20 protein-coding genes and 1 pseudogene are annotated in these 17,883 nt (G+C 53.7%); 6 read left to right on the top strand and 15 right to left on the bottom strand.

The annotated features are described in order from the left end of the window. Positions 1-209 precede the first annotated feature (209 nt). A complete protein-coding gene (gene bchB / locus R6H26_RS16415; protein ID WP_404783804.1) occupies positions 210-1,736 on the bottom strand; it encodes a ferredoxin:protochlorophyllide reductase (ATP-dependent) subunit B in 1,527 nt (508 codons plus the stop codon). Positions 1,737-2,005: 269 nt separating this feature from the next. Here bchB and R6H26_RS16410 point away from each other — a divergent pair, with 269 nt between their 5' ends. Next, positions 2,006-2,569: a hypothetical protein gene (locus R6H26_RS16410; protein ID WP_404783803.1), complete on the top strand. Its 564-nt coding sequence runs from the start codon at positions 2,006-2,008 to the stop codon at positions 2,567-2,569. A 63-nt stretch (positions 2,570-2,632) separates the two neighbouring features. On the opposite strand, the gene R6H26_RS16405 is transcribed toward R6H26_RS16410, so the two are convergent. Beyond that, the gene (locus tag R6H26_RS16405) at positions 2,633-2,944 is read right to left on the bottom strand and encodes a hypothetical protein (RefSeq protein ID WP_404783802.1); all 312 of its coding nucleotides are present in this window, start codon (positions 2,942-2,944) and stop codon (positions 2,633-2,635) included. Between the two features lie 116 nt (positions 2,945-3,060). Between R6H26_RS16405 and R6H26_RS16400 the strand changes: the two genes are divergently transcribed. Beyond that, positions 3,061-4,401, top strand: coding sequence for a 16S rRNA (cytosine(967)-C(5))-methyltransferase (locus R6H26_RS16400; RefSeq protein WP_404783800.1), 1,341 nt, complete (start codon positions 3,061-3,063; stop codon positions 4,399-4,401). A gap of 3 nt (positions 4,402-4,404) precedes the next feature. On the opposite strand, the gene clpS is transcribed toward R6H26_RS16400, so the two are convergent. Further along, positions 4,405-4,686 (bottom strand): ATP-dependent Clp protease adapter ClpS, encoded by a 282-nt coding sequence (gene clpS / locus R6H26_RS16395; protein ID WP_404783798.1) that lies wholly within the window; start codon positions 4,684-4,686, stop codon positions 4,405-4,407. Positions 4,687-4,975: 289 nt separating this feature from the next. Between clpS and R6H26_RS16390 the strand changes: the two genes are divergently transcribed. Then, positions 4,976-5,158: a hypothetical protein gene (locus R6H26_RS16390; protein ID WP_404783796.1), complete on the top strand. Its 183-nt coding sequence runs from the start codon at positions 4,976-4,978 to the stop codon at positions 5,156-5,158. 119 nt (positions 5,159-5,277) lie between these two features. Here R6H26_RS16390 and R6H26_RS16385 read toward each other — a convergent pair whose 3' ends face one another. From R6H26_RS16385 to R6H26_RS16370, 4 genes and pseudogenes are all read right to left on the bottom strand, one after another. Continuing rightward, positions 5,278-5,394 carry a photosystem I reaction center subunit VIII gene (locus tag R6H26_RS16385; RefSeq protein WP_404783795.1) on the bottom strand — a complete coding sequence of 39 codons (117 nt, stop codon included), beginning with the start codon at positions 5,392-5,394 and terminating at the stop codon, positions 5,278-5,280. Positions 5,395-5,461: 67 nt separating this feature from the next. After that, positions 5,462-5,956: a photosystem I reaction center protein subunit XI gene (locus tag R6H26_RS16380; protein WP_404783793.1), complete on the bottom strand. Its 495-nt coding sequence runs from the start codon at positions 5,954-5,956 to the stop codon at positions 5,462-5,464. Between the two features lie 339 nt (positions 5,957-6,295). Next, complete coding sequence (locus R6H26_RS16375; RefSeq protein ID WP_404783791.1) at positions 6,296-7,057, bottom strand: class I SAM-dependent methyltransferase; 762 nt, start codon at positions 7,055-7,057, stop codon at positions 6,296-6,298. Next, positions 7,054-7,194, bottom strand: a pseudogene (locus R6H26_RS16370) (DUF167 domain-containing protein); the annotation flags it as partial. The gene R6H26_RS16375 and the pseudogene R6H26_RS16370, both read right to left, overlap by 4 nt. A 51-nt stretch (positions 7,195-7,245) precedes the next feature. Between R6H26_RS16370 and R6H26_RS16365 the strand changes: the two are divergent. Beyond that, positions 7,246-7,809, top strand: coding sequence for a flavin reductase family protein (locus R6H26_RS16365; RefSeq protein ID WP_404783790.1), 564 nt, complete (start codon positions 7,246-7,248; stop codon positions 7,807-7,809). A gap of 64 nt (positions 7,810-7,873) precedes the next feature. Here the strand turns inward: R6H26_RS16365 and dusA are convergent, their stop codons facing one another. The 3 genes from dusA to R6H26_RS16350 all read right to left on the bottom strand — a co-directional run bounded on the left by dusA (position 7,874) and on the right by R6H26_RS16350 (position 11,062). Then, entirely contained in the window at positions 7,874-8,920 is a 1,047-nt protein-coding gene (gene dusA / locus R6H26_RS16360) for a tRNA dihydrouridine(20/20a) synthase DusA (protein ID WP_404783788.1), read from the bottom strand. 120 nt (positions 8,921-9,040) lie between these two features. After that, the gene (locus R6H26_RS16355; protein WP_404783787.1) at positions 9,041-10,363 is read right to left on the bottom strand and encodes a DUF4335 domain-containing protein; all 1,323 of its coding nucleotides are present in this window, start codon (positions 10,361-10,363) and stop codon (positions 9,041-9,043) included. 90 nt (positions 10,364-10,453) lie between these two features. Continuing rightward, positions 10,454-11,062 (bottom strand): DUF3038 domain-containing protein, encoded by a 609-nt coding sequence (locus tag R6H26_RS16350; RefSeq protein WP_404783785.1) that lies wholly within the window; start codon positions 11,060-11,062, stop codon positions 10,454-10,456. A gap of 442 nt (positions 11,063-11,504) precedes the next feature. Here R6H26_RS16350 and R6H26_RS16345 point away from each other — a divergent pair, with 442 nt between their 5' ends. After that, complete coding sequence (locus tag R6H26_RS16345; protein WP_404783783.1) at positions 11,505-12,089, top strand: GIY-YIG nuclease family protein; 585 nt, start codon at positions 11,505-11,507, stop codon at positions 12,087-12,089. Positions 12,090-12,208: 119 nt separating this feature from the next. On the opposite strand, the gene R6H26_RS16340 is transcribed toward R6H26_RS16345, so the two are convergent. Next, the gene (locus R6H26_RS16340; protein WP_404783782.1) at positions 12,209-12,841 is read right to left on the bottom strand and encodes a ComEA family DNA-binding protein; all 633 of its coding nucleotides are present in this window, start codon (positions 12,839-12,841) and stop codon (positions 12,209-12,211) included. A gap of 75 nt (positions 12,842-12,916) precedes the next feature. On the opposite strand from R6H26_RS16340, the gene R6H26_RS16335 reads away from it, so the two are divergent. Further along, complete coding sequence (locus R6H26_RS16335) at positions 12,917-13,045, top strand: hypothetical protein (RefSeq protein ID WP_404783780.1); 129 nt, start codon at positions 12,917-12,919, stop codon at positions 13,043-13,045. Position 13,046: 1 nt separating this feature from the next. Here the strand turns inward: R6H26_RS16335 and R6H26_RS16330 are convergent, their stop codons facing one another. The 4 genes from R6H26_RS16330 to R6H26_RS16315 all read right to left on the bottom strand — a co-directional run bounded on the left by R6H26_RS16330 (position 13,047) and on the right by R6H26_RS16315 (position 17,755). Continuing rightward, the gene (locus R6H26_RS16330; protein ID WP_404783778.1) at positions 13,047-15,029 is read right to left on the bottom strand and encodes an FAD-dependent oxidoreductase; all 1,983 of its coding nucleotides are present in this window, start codon (positions 15,027-15,029) and stop codon (positions 13,047-13,049) included. A gap of 50 nt (positions 15,030-15,079) precedes the next feature. Continuing rightward, positions 15,080-15,499, bottom strand: coding sequence for a hypothetical protein (locus R6H26_RS16325; protein ID WP_404783776.1), 420 nt, complete (start codon positions 15,497-15,499; stop codon positions 15,080-15,082). Positions 15,500-15,683: 184 nt separating this feature from the next. Next, positions 15,684-16,412, bottom strand: a complete 729-nt coding sequence (locus R6H26_RS16320) for an HpsJ family protein (protein ID WP_404783775.1) — start codon at positions 16,410-16,412, stop codon at positions 15,684-15,686. A gap of 119 nt (positions 16,413-16,531) precedes the next feature. Then, a complete protein-coding gene (locus R6H26_RS16315; protein WP_404791353.1) occupies positions 16,532-17,755 on the bottom strand; it encodes an HhoA/HhoB/HtrA family serine endopeptidase in 1,224 nt (407 codons plus the stop codon). Between the last annotated feature and the right edge of the window lie 128 nt (positions 17,756-17,883).

The raw sequence follows: 17,883 nt of genomic DNA, 5'->3' as shown, positions 1-17,883 counted from the left end.
TCGGCTATCGCCGCAGCGTTTTGCGATTAGATATCATCCTCCTATCAAAGCAGCAATTGCCGCTATTCGTCCAGTCTGCAGCTTCGGGATAGTCTCGGATTGCGCGCGCATTCCTACAATGTGCGCGGGTCGCACTCGAACAATGAATGCCCGTAAAAAAGGAGTGGCTCTAGATGGCCACCCCTTTTTGAGCAAGACAATATTGTTTGCTAAGCGCCCACGGCTTCTTTTGCCGCATAGAGGACTTCGGCATTGATTTCGGCAAAACCGCGATCGCGGGCAAACTTTTCAGTATTGCGCTTCACCTTACCGCGCACAAACCCCGGAATTTTGTTCAGCTCTGCCTGCCCGTCCGGTGTCCATCCCAGATCCGTCTCGGCAGACATGGTTTTTGTGATGACTTCCTTGGTGTCGTGACCGCCAAAGATTTCGAGGAGGTGATCTTCCATGCCTAAGGTAAAGGAGTTGTAAACCAAATCCACGACCTGATTGGCGCCTTCGTAGCCTAGGTACGGGCGGTAGCCAACGGGAAAGTTTTGAATGTGGATGGGCGCTGCAATGACACCGCAGGGGATATCGAGCCGTTTTCCAACATGACGCTCCATTTGGGTGCCAAAGATGGCCGATGGCTCGTGTTTCGCAATTTTGTCGCCAATTTCAGCATTGTCGTCGGTAATCAGCACTTCGTCGCAGTATTCGCTGACCTGCTCTCTAAACCAGTCGGCATCGTACTTGCAATAGGTGCCTGCCATGACGACATGAATGCCCATCTCGCGGGCCAAAATCTTGGTCATGGCCGCAGCGTGGGTATTGTCGCCAAAGACAACCGCTTTTTTACCCGTCAGATTTTGGCAGTCGATGGAACGCGAGAACCAGGCAGCTTGGGAGACAAAGCGGGTTTGCTCGTCGATATAGGGTTCGTAATCGACCTCTGCACCCTGGGCGTTCAGTACTTTTTGGATGGCCCGGATGCAGCGAGCCGTTTCGACAATGCCCATTGGCGTGATATCGACACAGGGCGTCCCAAATTCTTTTTCGAGGTAATGGGCCGCAGCCACCCCAATTTCGCGGTAGGGCACGAGGTTGAACCACGCTTGCGGGAGGCGTTTCAAGTTATGCACCGACGCGCCTTCCGGGATAATCTCATTCACTTCAACGCCCAAGTCTGCCATGAGCCGCTTAAGTTCGGTGGCGTCGTGGTTGTTGTGGAAGCCTAGGGTGGTCATGCCCAAGATATTGACGGAAGGCTTGGCCGTTTTGCCTTGGGGTAACGTGCCGTCTTTGCGCGCTTTTTCAATGTAAAACTGGACGATTTGGTCGAGGGTGCGATCGGCGGCCTGAAGCTCGTTATAGCGATAATGGTTGATGTCTGCCAAAAGGACGTCGCCTTGAGCCGTTTCAGCAGCGCGTTCGACGAAGTTATGGAGGTCTTCTTGCAGAATGCTGGAGGTGCAGGTGGGCGTGAGCACGATCAGATCGGGGTTCTCTTCTGCATCTTTGCGGGTAATATTATCGACAACCTTCTCTTGAGATCCGCGCGCCAAGACGTGCCGATCCACCACGCTGGTGGTGACGGGAGTAAAGTCGCGTTCTCGCGTCAACATGGAGCGCATTACGTTGAAGTAGTCATCCCCAAGAGGGGCGTGCATAATGCCGTGGACATTTTTGAATGAGCTGGCAATGCGGAGTGTGCCAATGTGTGCTGGCCCAGCATACATCCAATACGCCAATTTCATACCTTAAACTCCCTTGAGCGATTTACACGAAGGTTCTGTAGGGCAACGATGGGGAGCCTACATTGACCTAAGCCTAACGCTCAATTGCAAAGCCATTGATGCGCTTGAAACAATAATTGATGTAGTGCTTTGGAGCCAGATGGGGAAGGGTGCCCCAATTTTTCGATAGCGCGTTGGTGTCAGCCCGTAGCGTAGGCGAACGATGACATCTCAATCGCGATTTTCTGAGGGTAGCCTTTACACTGTAAGCGTTTGATATAAGCGCCGCAATGGAATCTTTTGAAGTACAGGCATCTCTCGATCGATTTATTCATGCCTGCCAGACGATTCAGCCGGAGCGCCCGGAGGATGTACGCCGTTTTTTTGAGGGTGTGGTCGGTTTTCCCTATGACAAGGAGCTGCTCCTTCAGTCCTTCGTGTACCTCAATATCGCGCAGTATCTGCCGACCTGCGATCGCCTTCTTTTGTTCGAAAAGTCTCCAGATTTGGGCAACCGCACAGACCTGGGCAAATGCGACTTTGTCTATCTGACGACCCAGCAGACGCTATTTTTAATTGAAACCAAATATATCGATCTTGCCGCCCACGGGACCACGGCCCAGCGCCGCCGTACTAAAAAGCGCAAGGATGTCATAGAGCAAGTGGGCAGACTGAAAGCCTTTCTCAGCGAGAACTGGAATATTCCAATCGATCGTTTTGAAAGCGCTGTATTCACAACCGATCCCAGCTTGGTTTCCCGCGGGTCGGAAAGCGGAATTTTAACTGAATTTGTATCGATTGACGATTTGTTTGCGTGGAAAGCCCAATACCGGAGCAACTTGGGATTTTCTTAAATCATTTCCAGACGCCCGAGCCAGGTTGCGCGACGGGATCTTCTTCCATCCCGGAAAACAGACTCAGTCTCCCGTTCCATCCGATGGGCTGAGTACATCTGTCAATCGACCGTTCATGACCTGGACGATCGCCGCTTCATCGAAGGTCCACGAACCGGGTTGCGAAAATCGGATCAGCTGCGGGATCGCAATCCACTGGTCGGCATTGGGGATTCGATCGGGTTTGGTTCCCACAAAAACAACCGGACGCTCGAAGGCTCGCCCACTGCTCGTAACCCTCTGAGTGCCAATCATGAAGGCATACATACCCCCCTTGCTCGCGCCAACTTGCGCCGGAACACCTACAATCTTGCTATGTAAGGCAATGGGCTGCACTGTCTTGCAATCCTCGCGTTCTAAAGACGGTTCGGTTCTGTTCCATCAGTTTAATGGAGAACAGGCGCCGGTCCAAACTGGCCAACGCAAAATTCAGTCAATACTCAAGGTCTTTTGTGTCTAGCGATCCCCGACAGCTTGCCTTTATTACCCTCAAGACCGTCCATAAAGGAGCCTTTGCGGATGTTGCCTTAGATCGCACCTTAAATCGCCACGAACTCGGCGATGCAGACCGTCGCCTCCTGACGGAATTGGTGTACGGGTGCGTGCGGCGAATGCGATCGCTGGATGCCCTCCTCGATCGACTCGGTCGCAAACCCGCCCGGAGTCAACCTCCCGATGTCCGAACTGTCCTACACCTGGGACTGTACCAGCTCCGCTATCTCGAACAGATCCCACCCTCGGCTGCGGTCAACACCACCGTCGATTTGCTCAAGCAGAACCGCATGGGAGGACTGTCGGGCTTTGCAAATGGCTTGCTGCGCCAGTATTTACGATTGAGGGAGGTTCGAGATCCCCTGACTTTACCGCCCGAACCCGTCGAACGCCTGGGTATTTTGCATAGCTATCCCGACTGGATCGTCCAAAGCTGGGTGGATAGCGTGGGGGTAGACGGGGCCGAACAACTCTGCCTCACCCTCAATAAACCGCCTAGCATTGACCTTAGAATTAATCCGCTCAAGACCGATCGCGAGACGGTTCTGGCTGCCTTTGCGGCTGGCGGCGCGATCGCGACGCCGCTCCCTCCTTTACCGCAAACCCTGAGAATCGTCGGCAATCCCGGCCCGATCCACCAACTCCCTGGCTACAGCGAAGGTTGGTGGACCGTTCAGGAAGCCAGCGCCCAATTGGTCGGACATTTGGTCGATCCGGAACCAGGGGCTACCATCATCGATCTGTGTGCCGCGCCGGGCGGTAAAACCACCCATCTGGTCGAGTTAATGCGGGGACAGGGGATGGTGTGGGCCTGCGATCGCGCGGCATCTCGGCTCAAGCGCCTCCAGCAAAACCTGCAGCGCCTGCAAATCGATACCGTCCACCTTTGGGAAGGCGACGGTCGCGGTCTGACTTCGGAGGTTCCGCTGGCTGACTGCATTCTGATCGACGCGCCCTGTTCCGGCCTGGGGACGCTGAATCGCCACGCCGATGCCCGTTGGCGACAGACCCCCGAATCGGTGAAGGAACTCTCCGAACTCCAAGGGCAGTTGTTGGATGCTGCTGCCCAGCACCTCAAGCCCAACGGCACTCTTGTCTACGCGACTTGTACGCTCCATCCCTTGGAGAATCAAGGGGCGATCGCGCATTTTTTAGAGCGGCACCCTCAATGGGAACTGGAGGTCACTCTTTCAAATCCCATTTTTGCCGATTTTCAGACCGAGGCAGGATGGATCGAAATTTGGCCCCACCAATGCCCAATGGACGGCTTTTTTATGGCGCGATTGAGACGCAAGCCTTGACGCCTATTCGTCCGGCTCGATCGTGCTGAGCAGTCCGTGGGTTTGAAGGGTTTCGCAGTAAAATTCGGCATGTTCTAGCGCGCAGACAATGACCAAGGCCAATCCATGGTTGTGGGCCTCCATCATGACGTTGAGGGCTTGCGGCTCCGTCAAATTCGGAATGGTTTTGAGGAGGATGCCAACCACATACTCCATTGAGTTAAAGTCATCGTTGTGAAGCAGTACTTTATAGCGCGGTGCCAACTTGCGCACAGTTGAAGGCTTGGCCAAAATTTCGACAGACATACTCTAATCCTCTAAACCCGTCTTGAAAACGCCTCATCTAGAGGCTGTTTTTTAACTCAAACTAAAAGTTGATTTTGATGCGTTCGACGTTTATCATCCGTCAAACCACCTGCTGCAGCATTTGCAATATCGGAGCTGAAGAACGTCCGGCTCTAACGAGAGCAGCGCCTCTGTCACCGATGAGTGTTTTTAGTTTACCAACTTCATCTCATTTAGGGGAGAATCTACGGTCGAGACAAGATCGACCCGGAAAAACCTGCAAAGCAGCGAACTGACCTTGTCTAAGACGATGACCTGGCATCAACTCCACGACCTTCAGACGACAGAAAAGCGTCACTATGACAAAGCCGGAAAACCCAGTAAAGCAGATATCCCTAAGCGCATGAGCTATCGGGTCACAGCAACCATAATTCCGGTAGCTCAAAAGATTGAGGCTCAACGGATTCGCTGTGGTCGGTTCAACACTCTCTAAACAGCGGAATGTGGGTTTAAACTCAAAAACCTCCAGAAACGGAATAATTATTCCAGTTCTGAAGGTTTTTAATTGTATTAATTGACTTGGCTAATTGCTGTAGTCAATAATCTTAATGATTAGGCGTCACTTTCAATGTGAATAAAGAGAAGACCCATTACGACAACAGGCAAAAGCCATGTCACAACTGGAATCAAAATCCAAGGCAAGAATGAAGCTGCGTAATCGCCAGTCATGGTAAGTTCTCCAATTTGAATAAGAGTATGGTTTTGCGCAGAACAGCCATTATGAAGTTAACGAGTCTTAGTTATTAAAAACACCGCGCATAATACCATCAACAACATTAAAGTTTGCGAGTAGGAAGTACGCAACTGCAGCACCACCCATTCCGCCAAAGAAAAACCCTCCGGTAAATAGGCTCCATCCTTCAGAAGTATTCATGGCAGCATCTCCTGTTCCTACTGCTGCACGTCCGCCTTGGAAAGATACAATGCCGTAAGCGGACAGGCACATGGTTGCAATCATCAGCAGTGCAACAACAGATATAAGAGACCCTAAGGCTGCAACCTCTGAATCTCGCAAGGGACCAAACTTATACCAAGGGCCAATTAGAAAATAGCCGTGGGCCATCCCAATTTCTAAGCCGCGCAGAAGGGGAGACAAACCGGGCCGATAGGCTGGAAGGTTGCCAATGAACGTTTTTGTAAAATCAGAGGCTGAAATAGGGGTGGCGAGATGTCCCACAAAGGGATCGCCATTGTAGGGTTGAACAACCTGCTTATAGGTAGATTCAGTCATTATTTCTAAATGCTCCTTTGAATAGTGGATAGTCTAGTGCAAAGGTTTTATTGGAAAAACTTTAAGAATATTGTAAGTGTCGAGCTGTCGCTGAATCTCGAAGTTAGGGCGGAGCGTTAGAAAAGTTAAATTAGCGATGTATTTTAAGTATTTATATAAATTTTCTTGAATAAAATCCTACATTTGTAGACAGCATTCTGAAACTGTGTATGACTCTCGCTGCAGATAAAGGTATCCTGTTGTCCAAAAATTAGTTTCTTTTATGGGTACATGCGCTGCGAATGATATTTTTCTCTGTAGAAAGAAAAACTGGCGATCGCCTCTATGCAGTCTGGCTTTTCACTTGCCCGTAACCGTGCCTGGTTGGGGGCGCGCAAATAGCATTAGATGCTGCTGGGGCAAAACAGACTTTGTTTCTTGCCATTGCAGTCCCACGGCTGCCATTTCCTGACGCACTTGAGCCTGGGTCATCTTGTGAAGCGGCTTAATAAACACGAAGGGATCTTCGGCGCGGTATTCAACGAGGGCGATCCTGCCCTCGGGCTTGAGGGACTGGGCGACGGCGGTCATGACTTCACGGGGATAGGCGAGTTCGTGATAGGCATCCACAAAGATAGCGAGGTCGATGCTGTTGGGAGATAGTTTCGGGTCTCGTTCGGTGCCGAGGATGGGCGTTACGTTGGTCTGGCCGGATTGGGAAATGCGATCGCCCAGCATCTGAATCATCTCTGGCTGCACGTCCACGGCCAAAACCCGACCTTGGGGAACTTTGGCTGCAATTTTGAAGCTGATGTAGCCCGTGCCTGCCCCAATATCGGCGATCGCATCCGTAGGGTTAAGTGCCAATGCTTCTACTAAGGTTTGCGGCTGTTCTTCCTGGGCGCGATCTTTGCGTTCGAGCCATTGGGAACCCTGATAGCCCATCACCTGGGCAATTTCTCGGCCCATGTAAACTTTTCCGGTGCCGTCAAAGCTGGGTCTTTTGTAGGTGTAGGGCGATGCAGGTGCGAGAGATGTTGCGGAAAATGCGACCAGACTTAGGAAAAGTCCGCCTACCACTAGGCCGTTTAGGATTCGGTTTAAGATAGTCAATGGGGTCAAGGGTTCTCTCGGTTAATTTCAACCTGCTTTTGACGAGCGGTAAGCCCCAATTTAATCGTAATGGCAGATTTTGGCACCTCAAAGGTTTTAGACAAGACCTGAGTGAGTTCTGTGTTGGCTTTGCCGTCTGCGGGAGATGATTTGAGTCTGGAGTGTCAGGATTTCAGTTGAAGTAACGATATTCCCCTATGAGCAGCTCAATTTTTAATTTTGCCAATCCCGAGCTATATGCGATCACGGCAGCTCATGCAGGGCAGACGAGCGGACAAATTACAACTTGGGTGACGTTAGGTGCCCTCGTGCCAGAACATTTGCGCGTGGTTGCTACGATTTCGCCGCAAAATTTTACGTTTGGGCTGATCCGGAACAGCCAGCGTTTTATCGTCAATTTGTTGGCGGAAGGACAGCAGGATTGGCTGCCTTTATTTGGGCTGCGATCGACCCGCGAGGTCAATAAATTCGAGGGCATTTTATGTGAAACGACTGCCGATGGCATTCCGATTTTGCCCGAAACCTGCGGATGGGCGGAGTGCCAGATCGTGCAAGAAGTGGACTTGGGCGATCGCGTCATTGTCATTGCCGATGTCCTGAATCACCAGGTCAATGAGTCTCGCAAACCCCTTTGCCGTGCGGAAGCGATGGCGGCACTCCCGCCTGAGGTGCGCCAAGCGCTGGCTCAAAAGCGGCTGCTGGATATCGAGTGCGATCGGGCTTTGCTGCAAGCTTATCAAAGTCGGTCTGCAACCCAATAAAGCAGCGCTGGTTTTGAACTACATCTCAATTTGCTGTTGTTTGAATCCCTGCGATTGCTTAATTTTAACGAGGTCGTAGTGTTTCCATCCCACGAGCTTGCACCGCTAGCACTTGAGAGAGCGCCAACTGAACCACCTCTACGCCAGCCCCTACTTCAGACGATCGCTCCGTCAAATACCGCTTCCACTGGCGACTTCCTGGTTGCCCTGCAAAAAGCTGGAGCATGTGCCGCGAAATCTTGTGCAATTTTAGGCCCTGTTCCGTCCATCGCGCAATATAGGGCAACATCGCGTCCACAATAGCTTCGGGCTTCAGGACTTCGGCCTCTTCTCCATAAATTATCCGATCTGCCATTGCAAACAAGAAAGGATCGTCGTAGGTCGCCCGTCCGATCATGACCGCATCGACGTGGTGCAGGTGGTCTTGCGCTTGGGTTAGGGTCTGGATACCGCCATTGATTTCAACGTTCAAGTGCGGAAAGTCTTGCTTGAGCCGATAAACCTCGACGTAGCGCAAGGGCGGGATGTTACGGTTCTCTTTGGGACTTAAGCCTTGCAGCCATGCCTTGCGGGCGTGAACCGAAAAGCGATCGCACCCCGCTGCCGCCACCACCTGCACGAATTGCGCCATATCTTCGTAGGCATCGCGATTGTCAATTCCAATGCGATGCTTGACCGTGACGGGAATAGACGCAGCCTGACGCATCGCTGCTACGCAATCGGCCACGCGCTCCGGCTGGGCCATCAGACAAGCCCCAAAGTTGCCGCTCTGGACGCGATCGCTGGGGCAGCCCACATTCAGATTAATTTCGTCGTAGCCCATATCTGCGGCAATTTGGGCGCACAATGCCAATGCCTTCGGTTCGTCCCCTCCCACCTGAAGCGCGAGGGGTTTTTCTTCTAGAGAGAACCCCAACAGACGAGGGCGATCGCCGTGTAGAATTGCCGCACTCGTCACCATTTCGGTATAGAGCAACGTCCGCCGCGTGATTTGCCGCATGAAATAGCGGAAATGACGATCCGTGCGATCCATCATCGGGGCTACACTCAGCCGATGGGCCAGAGCAGTCTGCACCGACGGGGCGATCGCCTGCATAGAAACCTCAGGCATTGTTCCCCCAACTTCCCAAACTCAACCAGTCCACTCGTCCCTACCTCGCACGCACCAGTTGGATTCCCTCAAAGCACCCCGCATCTCCCCCTAAAGAAATCGCATTCTCAAATCCAACACTTACTGCCCCCTCTCATCCAGAAAAGTCTGCACCGTTCCATCCTGACGCAACAGCAGCCGAATACTAGGGCGAGTCCCCGCTGCCACCGGAGAGACAAACGCCGAAGCATCCTTCGGCAGCGGCACCCGATCGAGATACTGTTGTGCTGCTGTGCCGAGCGGTTCGACCGCCCCCAGCGAACCGTCCCCATTGAGCGTCACGCGATATTCCAGCGTTTTTGGCGGTGGCGGTGAAGGTTGCCATCGAGATGCCACATAATCCCGGACTTCAGCCACCTGCGGGATCGCGTCGAATAAAGTTTCCCGAGTGGCTGTTTTGGGTGCGGGGATGGGCGCAGACTCAAACAACTGGGACGGCGCTTTCGAGCGCGCCATATTGGTACTTGAAAGGGAATTCTCTTGACCTCCAGCAGCGTTGGGTTCAGACTGCTGAAGCTCGATAGAAGGCAAACTGGTCGCACCCTGCGGCGGCAGCGTTTTGGCTCCCGCATCCAATGGCGCGGGCGATCGCCTGGGTGCGGGAGGCTCCGCGCGATCTGAAGTTTCATTGTCTGGGCGTCGAGCGCCCAAAGGATTCGCGGAACGCGTGGGGAGCTGAATGGAGGGAAGGTTGAGGGGTTTAGAGGAGACGGAGGGGAGGGGAGCGGGTGCGGCGGGGGAAGGTACCGTCGTCGGAGCCATTGCAGTGGTGGATGCGGGGGAAGACGGACGAACGGCAACGGGCCCGGTCTGGAATAACTTCCAAGTCGCCGTTCCTAGACCCACCGTGACCAGCACGATCGCAGCGCTTCTCAGCAACGGGAGAACCGAAGGTCGTTCTGCGGCGATCGGTGCTGGCAGGTGTTGGAGGTCCGCCGTGCAGTCTTCGAGGGCTGTCGCTAAATCGTAGAGCTGGGATGCTTTCAGGAGCACGCTGGGGCCAGACTCCGCTGTCGCCAAGTCGCCGAGTTGCAACTCATGGGTCAGCAGGCTGCGCGGGCGCAAGGAGAGGGCATGAGGGGCGGCGGATGCGGATAGTCCGGGTAAAGCAAGGGGTTCGTCCGAGGGAGACGCGAGGGGTAAATCCGTCGATCGGCTGGCTAAAACGGTCTGAACGTATTGGGTGACGGTTTCGGTTAAGGCCGATAGTTGCGTTCGATCGCCCTGAATTTCGACGGGTTCGCGGCTGCGCTGCGCCAGGCTGTCGAAGCTCAACAAAAACTGAAGTGATTTAACGACTGGCGTGCGAGTCCAGCGCGACAGGGGCGACGCTTTTGCCGTCACTTCAAGGGTGCAGGTGGGCGGCGTGTATAGCTTTGAAAGGGTTGGGCTGAGGACGGGCATGGGGCTTCATTGTCAGAGCGATCGTCGGGGAATTTTGAGAGGCGGGGGTGGCGGTTATCCGCAGTTTATGTCATTGCAGCTTGAGACGGATTAGGGTTTAGACGCGGTTTGGGTTCGGTCCAAAAGGGCCATCCAAAGGCGGCGAACGCCTTGGGGCGCGCTATAAAACAGCAGGTCTATTAACAGTTTTAACCCGAGATCGGTCAAGGCTGCTGGGGTGCGTCGGTCGTCGTCCATGCGTTCTTGGTAGAGGTTTGTAAATCGATCGAGGTAATCTCCCAATAGTGCCGCTTGGTGGGGCGGGCGGTTTTGTTCGGCGAGGTCTTCCAGCAGGCACACGGCCCGGCGGATCGTCTCGTGATGGTTGCTAGCAAGGTGACAGCCGATCAGCACCAGCGATCGCGCTTCTTCGATATCCAGCTTTTTGCGCCCGCCCGTCCCCCGTCGGATGGGGTTAGACTGCCGCAGCCGCCAGAGAGCCACGCGATCGCCTACCATGTCCTGGACGCCAAGCTCTGCCGCCGCCTGAAGCATCGCCTCAGATCCGAGGCCCGCGATCGCCTCTAGAGCAAGTAGCACGAGGTCGAGCTGCGTTTTGATGTTGTCGAGCCGATCGTCGCTGAGTTGAGCCACAGGTTCCCCCCACCGACTCTTGTCGGAAAGAGGGTTGACGGCGATCGCATCGACAGAAGAATCCATGGTGTCATTGCATACAACGCACCCTCATTAATAGTCTGTAGGCAGACCTCAGCGCAAGACCTTCGTCGATCGTGCGAGACGGTAAAATCAAATCCTTCTGATGGCGCGCTCTATTCTCTTACCCTGCCTTAACAAGGGCTGGATCGATCGACGGTTGCTAAAACTGCAACGTGATTCTTTGGAGATGGGGAAGGTGGAGGAGGGTTTATCCCAATTTTGCAAAATCACGCTACACATCTGATCCCCCCTAACCCCCCTTAAAAAGGGGGGAATCTACTCATAGTCCCCCTTTTTAAGGGGGATTTAGGGGGATCTTGATGTGTAGCCATGACAAATAGATTTGGTATTACAGCCCAACTTTAGAGAATGGGTATGAGCCAGCCCTATTTTTCTCGACAAGCGATATAGTATTTGGGTCAAACCGTCGTTCAGGACTCGACCGTTGCTCGAACAGCCATCACTTTTTTCGGATCTAGAGCTGAGGCAAATCCGGCACTCGAGCCTCAATGCTTCGCCGCTATTAGAAATGAGCGCCCACACCGTCCAAGCTTGGAAGCAGCGTATCGTGCGGTATCAGCAGCAGGTCGTTCCGCTCTCCAAGCCCGCTCAAGGTACGTTGTTCGACGGGCACGGTGTAAAGAGCGACGCAGACGCCCTCGATCCCTTTCAATTGCGATCGCAAAACATCGAATTCTGGCGCTGGCCTGCGAACGAACCCGGATTGGCCGCCCTTTATTTTGCGATCGACCGCGAGGCATCGCTGCTGCTTTACGTTGGCGAAACCTGCAAGGCCAACCAGCGTTGGAAAGGGGCGCATGACTGCAAGCGCTACATCCGCAACTATATTGCAGCCCATCGCATCCACGGCCTGCCCGTTAGCGTCAGTATCGGCTTCTGGACCCACGCCCCCACCGCAACGCGGCCCCGCCAGCGGATGGAGCGATCGCTGATCGATAAATGGCGATCGCCGTTTAATAAAGAAAATTGGCGACACTGGGGCACCCCGTTTGTGGGCGGCAAGAGCTGAGGTGGCAAGGTTGGTTAGATTCTCGCCTAAAAACCGCCCTATGGAAACACAGGGCGGTCTGACAGCGGCGGTTTATCGCTCCAAAAAGGATTTGAGACCGCTCCTCAGGTTTTTAGAAATTACAGTTCGAGTTGAGGCTTTAGCTCAAGCAACTGCTTTTGCGTGAGGGCTTTTTTAGTCACTAAGTCTTCCATCGTCGCGTAGGGTCGATTGGCAACAATTTTCTTCGCCGTTGCGGTTCCAATTCCCTTTACTTTGGTGAGTTGTTGCAGGGTCGAAGTATTGACATTGACTTTTACCGTCGTAGACTTGCCTGGTTTCTTTGGCGTAGTCGAAGCGGGTGCAACGCTCGGTTTGGGCGTCTCCGTTGTGCTTGGAGTAGGTGTTTCCGTAGGGGACGGTGTGGGAGTGGGAGTTGGTGTCTCCGTTGCGCTTGGAGCAGGTGTTTCGGTCGGTGTGGGAGTGGGAGTCGGTGTCTCCGTTGGAGCGGGAGTCGGTGTCTCCGTTGGAGCGGGAGTCGGTGTCTCCGTTGGAGCGGGTGTAGATCCTCCCCCGGTCCCTGGCACTGTCAAATCTTGTGCCTTGGTACCAGGCACGCTGCCGGGCATAGAGGGCTTCATCTCACCCGGTACGGAGGGCGTCGTTGCTCCTCCAGGTACAGCGGGAGTTTTGGGCAGTTGAGCTGTGACTGCTAGGGGCAGAGCGACGCCCGCAGAACAGCACAGGGCAAAAATAAGTTGTTTGGAAACCATTGCTCACATCTCCTCATTAAACAAAAGTACGAGTCTGTCATTTGGAGCGATCCAGATAGTTTGCTGAATGGCCCTATGACCCCACGGTCGGTTCAGATGTTCCGGGATGTTGCTCTGACCGACCTCGGCGCGACTTATCCTGACGCAGGGGCGGCTTTCCAAGGGTTGTCGGGCTGGCGATCGCCTCTGTTTTGCAAAACGTAATTTATTGTTGGTTAAAAATCGATACGCCTGGGAAAGCGGTAGGGTTTCCGTTCTCGTTGAGTTTCTTTTGGAGGGACTCTAGGAGGAGATTGGTCCGAGGGACATTTTCGACGAGTTGGTAGGGCAGAATATTTTGCGCTAAAGCAAAGGCTGCCGTGGTGCCCGCAGCGGCCCCAGAGGACCACTCAAAACTATGCACGCGATAAGTGGCCGCGCCGATGTGGCTCGTGGCAATACTTTTTCCGGCCACGAGCAAGTTATCGATGCGAGGAGGAATCATCGCCCGCAGGGGAATTTGATAGGGATGGGTCGTATGCGCACCTTGACGTTCGCCAGCCCGCTCTGTATTGCCTGGTTTTTCGGGGGGGGCTTCGGCCATGCAAGGGTGGAAGTCGATGGGGTAATGGCCGATGCCCACGCTGTCTGGGTACAGTCGAGCGCGCGATCGCAGTTTTACTTCCTCCAGGGAGATTTTATCGGTAATGACGTCAATGGTATTGAGTCCGGCTAAGGACGTGATGAGATCGCGGTAGGCCCGATCGGGAAGCGTATCGCGGTAGTAAGGTTGGCGGAAATCTTTGGCGGACACATCCGTTTCGTTAATTGTAAATCCGCTCGCATAGGCGTAGCTATCGCGCCCAATTAGGCGGCGACCTTCGCGCATGTAAGGGAATTTTGAAAGGCCGTGAGCGGTTCCCATCGGCGAGTCGAACCCCTTGAGATAGCGCAAGTTAGGCCACGGCTTTTTGGCTTCAGGACCGAGCTTCGAGTCGGTCGTGCCTGCAACCAGCCAGTAAAAATAGCCCTGGGCCAATTCCTCTCCGCCTCTGAGGCTGCTGGTCCGCAGACCGCCCTTCCAGCCATTGGGGGCAAGCTGACCTAGATCTAACAACTGCTGGCGAGTGTAAATCAGATTATCGACTGGATTGCCGGGGCCGTAATCGTTGCCGCCGCCCCAGTTCTGCATGGAAATATCGCCGGGGTAAATTGCAGTGGACTTTTTAAACTGACGGTCAGTGCTGAGGATGCGGCGATAGGTAAACACCAATGCCGGATTTTTGGCGTAGCGATCGGCATCGTAGCTATAGAAAGGTTCGTATTGCTTGTAAAAAGGCGGAGGTGTGGCAGGCTCTGGCTGCGCCGTCGATTCCATCGCAAACGTGTAGGTAAATGCCTGAGTGCAGTAGGGATAGGCTGTCTTACTAGAGCTAGAAGGTTCTCGATAGGTAAGCGGGTCGATTCCAACTCGATAGGGCAAGTCAGCTAAAGCTAAAAGCTCGCCCGTTTCAGTTGCTTCTACCACGATCCACTGCCCTGAAGGCGGTGCTGTAAACTCTAGGATCGTTTTAGCAAAACGAGGAGAATCGGTTTCCGTATAAAAATCATCCCAACTTTGGGACAAAAATTCTGAGTTGAGCGGCGGGGTATTGGGCTGGGTCCGGTGCTGAATGGCCCGTACCTTCGAAATTTTAGCTCCTTTCGTTTGGGGGCTGACTTCAAGTGACTTGACAACGGTATTCGGGAAAAACAACAGCTTTCCTTTCCCTTGTTTCTCGGCCCGCTCCAGCATTTCTCGCAGGATCTCATTGCCCATTTTGGGCAGAAAACAAACCGCGCTCACCCAGCAATTTCCTGGGGTCTCTTGGGGAATGCGAGCCAAGATAGCGTTGCGAAATTCTAAGTATCCTTTGGGGAAAATCGACTGCGATCGCTGCACCACCGTCTCATCCAGTGCGGAAGTCCCTTGGGAGGAAATCTGCCCTCCAACCCAATCGGTCAGTTCCGTCAAACAGACCGTCTTTCCCGCATGGAGTGCCTCATAGGCAGTGGCAACGCCTGCCAAGCCCCCACCCGCCACTAACACATCGCAGGCGATCGCCGTCTGACCTGCTGGCAAAGAATCGCGAGCATAACTTCCTTGCGGGTTGGCCAGTAAAGCAACGGCCAAACCAACACTCCCCATCCCGATCCGCTTTAAGCCCATTCTCTTCTCCGGCTCTCATCTCAGGATACTGCTACTGTTCTTTACCGACCTTACATGCGCAGCGATCCGTGCCCCAACTGCAGGAGACGGCTGACAACTCTAGAGGACACGCCAGAATAGCGGCTTGCCTTATTTAAGGCTCTCCCGCGCCGCAGGTTGCGCACCACATCTTGCACCTTGTAGCTGAGGGGAGCCGCGTAGGCAATTTCTCCAGTGCGGTTTGCCACCAGCAGTCCGCGCACGATGGCATTGGCCATGGAATGATAATCTCCAGCGCTCGGATCGATCGCAGTCGTGCTGCTGGGTCTGACAAAGCGATGGGATGGAATTAAGCTTTTTTCGAGGGGGATGAGCGGACGTTCGTGCATTTCTGTCCCAGCAGCCAAAACCTTTAAGGTTGCCGCATGGACGTTAGCATTCAATCCGGTCAAGAGGGTGGCAGCAAAAGCAATATAGCTAACTGTTTTCATAGGGGAATCCAGTTGGGGCAGTTATTTCAAGGAAGCCAGCAAGCAAAGGCACCAAAAGTAAAGGTAGAAAGTCGAGGTGCGTATCGCCATTAAACCTTACTAGGGTCTTTTATACGACACTTTATCGATTTTGTGCGCACAATTTTAAAATAAAAATGGGTAAATGCAGTAAAGATTTAATCTTTTAACGAGCGTCTCGCAGTCCCGTCCAGCCAATTGCCACAAATCCCAAGGCCAGAAGCAAACTCCGAACTTCTGCCCGCCAGCGGTTGAGGGAAACTTCTTTGCTGACTTGATCGAGGGCTTGCTGCTTCTGTTTTTTCATTTCCTCTAATTGCTGGGCCGCCTTCTTGTCAAAGGCTTGAGGATCTTTTTTCAGCTCTTGCAAAATCGCAACCCTATCCGCAGGCAGACCTTTCTGCTGCAAAATCTGATCGATCTGACCGCCAGCCAGTACGGACTGGACCTCTTGCTGCTGTTGTTGAATCTGAAACTTAATTTGGGCCTCTTGTTGGTCGGCGCGGGTGCTGGCGGCACTTAAAATCTGGCCGGAGGTACTGAAGTGGAACGGAACGAGCAGCAAGAAGATCAACCCGAGCAAGCTGGAAAACACGAAGGTCCAAAATTGAGAGCTGCGCCAAGGTGAGGCGGCTGGATCGGCAGAATTCGACGCGGGTTTACTCAGGGCGCTGTTGAGCCAAAATCCTGCGTAAACGAGCGCGAGGCCGAGCAAGGCAATCACCCCTCGATCGATCAGCTCGTTGAGAAAGTTCAACTGGACGTCCGGTTTATCCCACTGAAGGGTGAACAGCCGGACGGTGAAGTCATACACGACAGTTAAAACTAACACAATGCCGACAATTGGCAAGACCAAAGAGGTCTGCTGCATGGGTCGATTTTCGGTCGCATTCATGGCGAAAAACCTGTAGTGGAACCATTGAGATGAATGAGACAAGACGTTGCCTCAAATGCTGCAAAATCTTAACATCCGATGGGGACGTTTCCCCCGTTCTGGATTTCTACTGCGGGCGATTAGGGGCGATCGCGTACCAGTACTTCAGGCTCTAGTTTGCCCAGAGTAATTCGCAGGTTGCGCGCCTCTCCTCGCTGTTTTACTTTGACGGAAATTATGCCGCCCGGTCGGGCTGCTTCGACGGCCTGCTGCACGTCATCGGTGGTGCGGGTGGGCCGATCGTCGATTGCTTGCACGACGTCGCCCGAGCGGATACCGCCTGCTGCTGCCGGAGAATTGGGCACCACTTTGACCACCAAAACGCCCTTTTCAGCATCGATTTTCAATTGTTCTTCTTGGTTGAGGCGATCGCGCAGTTCTGGCGTCAGGTCTATCATCTGCACGCCCAGGTAAGCGTGCTCGGCTTTGCCATTGGCGACCAACTGCTGGGCGATGAGCTGGGCGGAGTCGATGGGAATCGCAAATCCCAGTCCCTGAGCGCCCTGAATAATGGCCGTATTGACCCCAATCACTTGCCCCATCGCATTGAGGAGCGGTCCGCCGGAATTGCCGGGGTTAATGGCAGCATCGGTTTGGATGAAGCGCACGCGCCGATCGGAAATGCCGATGTCAGATCCGGAACGACCCGTGGCGCTGATGATGCCAACCGTAACGCTATTGTCGAGACCCAGGGGATTTCCAATGGCGATCGCCCATTCCCCCGGCAGCAGATCTTTGGAATCTCCAAGGCCGATGGCAGGTAAATTCGACGCTTCGATTTTAATGACGGCCACATCCGTGAGGGGATCTTCTCCCAACACCTTCCCCTTAAACTGACGACCGTCTTTAAGCAGCACCGTCACGAGATCGGCCTTATCGACGACATGGGCGTTGGTCATCACCAACCCTTTTTCATCGAAAATAAAGCCCGATCCGGTCCCCCGATCCACGCGCTCCGAATTGCCATCTTGCTGGGGCGTCTCGAACAAGCGACCCCAAGGCGATTCTGCCTCTGGGTTCCGAACGGTCCGGCTGGCGTTGATGCGGACCACCGCAGGACCCACTTTTTCCACCACCTGAACCACGAAGTTGGGCGGTAAAGCCATCCCCGCCGTAGAAGATTTAACGGCTGAGGAGGGCGAGGTTTCTGTGACGGGATTGGGGGGCGATGAAATATTGGCCTCCCTACAGCCGCTTTGCACCCCAGCTAATGCGATCGCCGCACCGATCCAAAATAAGGGCCGAAATAAGGGCCGAAATAAGGGCCGGAGTAGGGGACGAAAGGCCCGATGTTGTCCATCCATCATTGTGTATCTCGATTTAACTGGCTGAGTAGGGGTTACGCGGATTCAGTGCAGCGACGCAAAGGCAATGTTCCTGAGGGGGGCCTCATTTTGACTAGCGTTGTCGCCGTCCCTTCGGTTGAATTCAA

It is taken from the genome of Altericista sp. CCNU0014 (genome assembly GCF_044923475.1).
GTDB lineage: Bacteria > Cyanobacteriota > Cyanobacteriia > Thermosynechococcales > Thermosynechococcaceae > JAAURS01.
Note: the sequence above shows the minus strand (reverse complement) of the source record. Positions and strands in the feature narration are given on the sequence as shown.

Bases quoted from the DNA above. Each gene is read 5' to 3' on its own strand.
- R6H26_RS16410 (WP_404783803.1), top strand. From the start codon at position 2,006: ATGGAATCTTTTGAAGTACAGGCATCTCTCGATCGATTTATTCATGCC.
- R6H26_RS16335 (WP_404783780.1), top strand. From the start codon at position 12,917: ATGACCCCACGGTCGGTTCAGATGTTCCGGGATGTTGCTCTGACCGAC.
- R6H26_RS16325 (WP_404783776.1), bottom strand. From the start codon at position 15,499: ATGAAAACAGTTAGCTATATTGCTTTTGCTGCCACCCTCTTGACCGGA.
- R6H26_RS16355 (WP_404783787.1), bottom strand. From the start codon at position 10,363: ATGCCCGTCCTCAGCCCAACCCTTTCAAAGCTATACACGCCGCCCACC.
- clpS (WP_404783798.1), bottom strand. From the start codon at position 4,686: ATGTCTGTCGAAATTTTGGCCAAGCCTTCAACTGTGCGCAAGTTGGCA.
- R6H26_RS16365 (WP_404783790.1), top strand. From the start codon at position 7,246: ATGAGCAGCTCAATTTTTAATTTTGCCAATCCCGAGCTATATGCGATC.
- R6H26_RS16350 (WP_404783785.1), bottom strand. From the start codon at position 11,062: ATGGATTCTTCTGTCGATGCGATCGCCGTCAACCCTCTTTCCGACAAG.
- R6H26_RS16340 (WP_404783782.1), bottom strand. From the start codon at position 12,841: ATGGTTTCCAAACAACTTATTTTTGCCCTGTGCTGTTCTGCGGGCGTC.
- bchB (WP_404783804.1), bottom strand. From the start codon at position 1,736: ATGAAATTGGCGTATTGGATGTATGCTGGGCCAGCACACATTGGCACA.
- R6H26_RS16320 (WP_404783775.1), bottom strand. From the start codon at position 16,412: ATGAATGCGACCGAAAATCGACCCATGCAGCAGACCTCTTTGGTCTTG.
- R6H26_RS16315 (WP_404791353.1), bottom strand. From the start codon at position 17,755: ATGGATGGACAACATCGGGCCTTTCGTCCCCTACTCCGGCCCTTATTT.
- R6H26_RS16330 (WP_404783778.1), bottom strand. From the start codon at position 15,029: ATGGGCTTAAAGCGGATCGGGATGGGGAGTGTTGGTTTGGCCGTTGCT.
- R6H26_RS16390 (WP_404783796.1), top strand. From the start codon at position 4,976: ATGACCTGGCATCAACTCCACGACCTTCAGACGACAGAAAAGCGTCAC.
- dusA (WP_404783788.1), bottom strand. From the start codon at position 8,920: ATGCCTGAGGTTTCTATGCAGGCGATCGCCCCGTCGGTGCAGACTGCT.
- R6H26_RS16385 (WP_404783795.1), bottom strand. From the start codon at position 5,394: ATGACTGGCGATTACGCAGCTTCATTCTTGCCTTGGATTTTGATTCCA.
- R6H26_RS16380 (WP_404783793.1), bottom strand. From the start codon at position 5,956: ATGACTGAATCTACCTATAAGCAGGTTGTTCAACCCTACAATGGCGAT.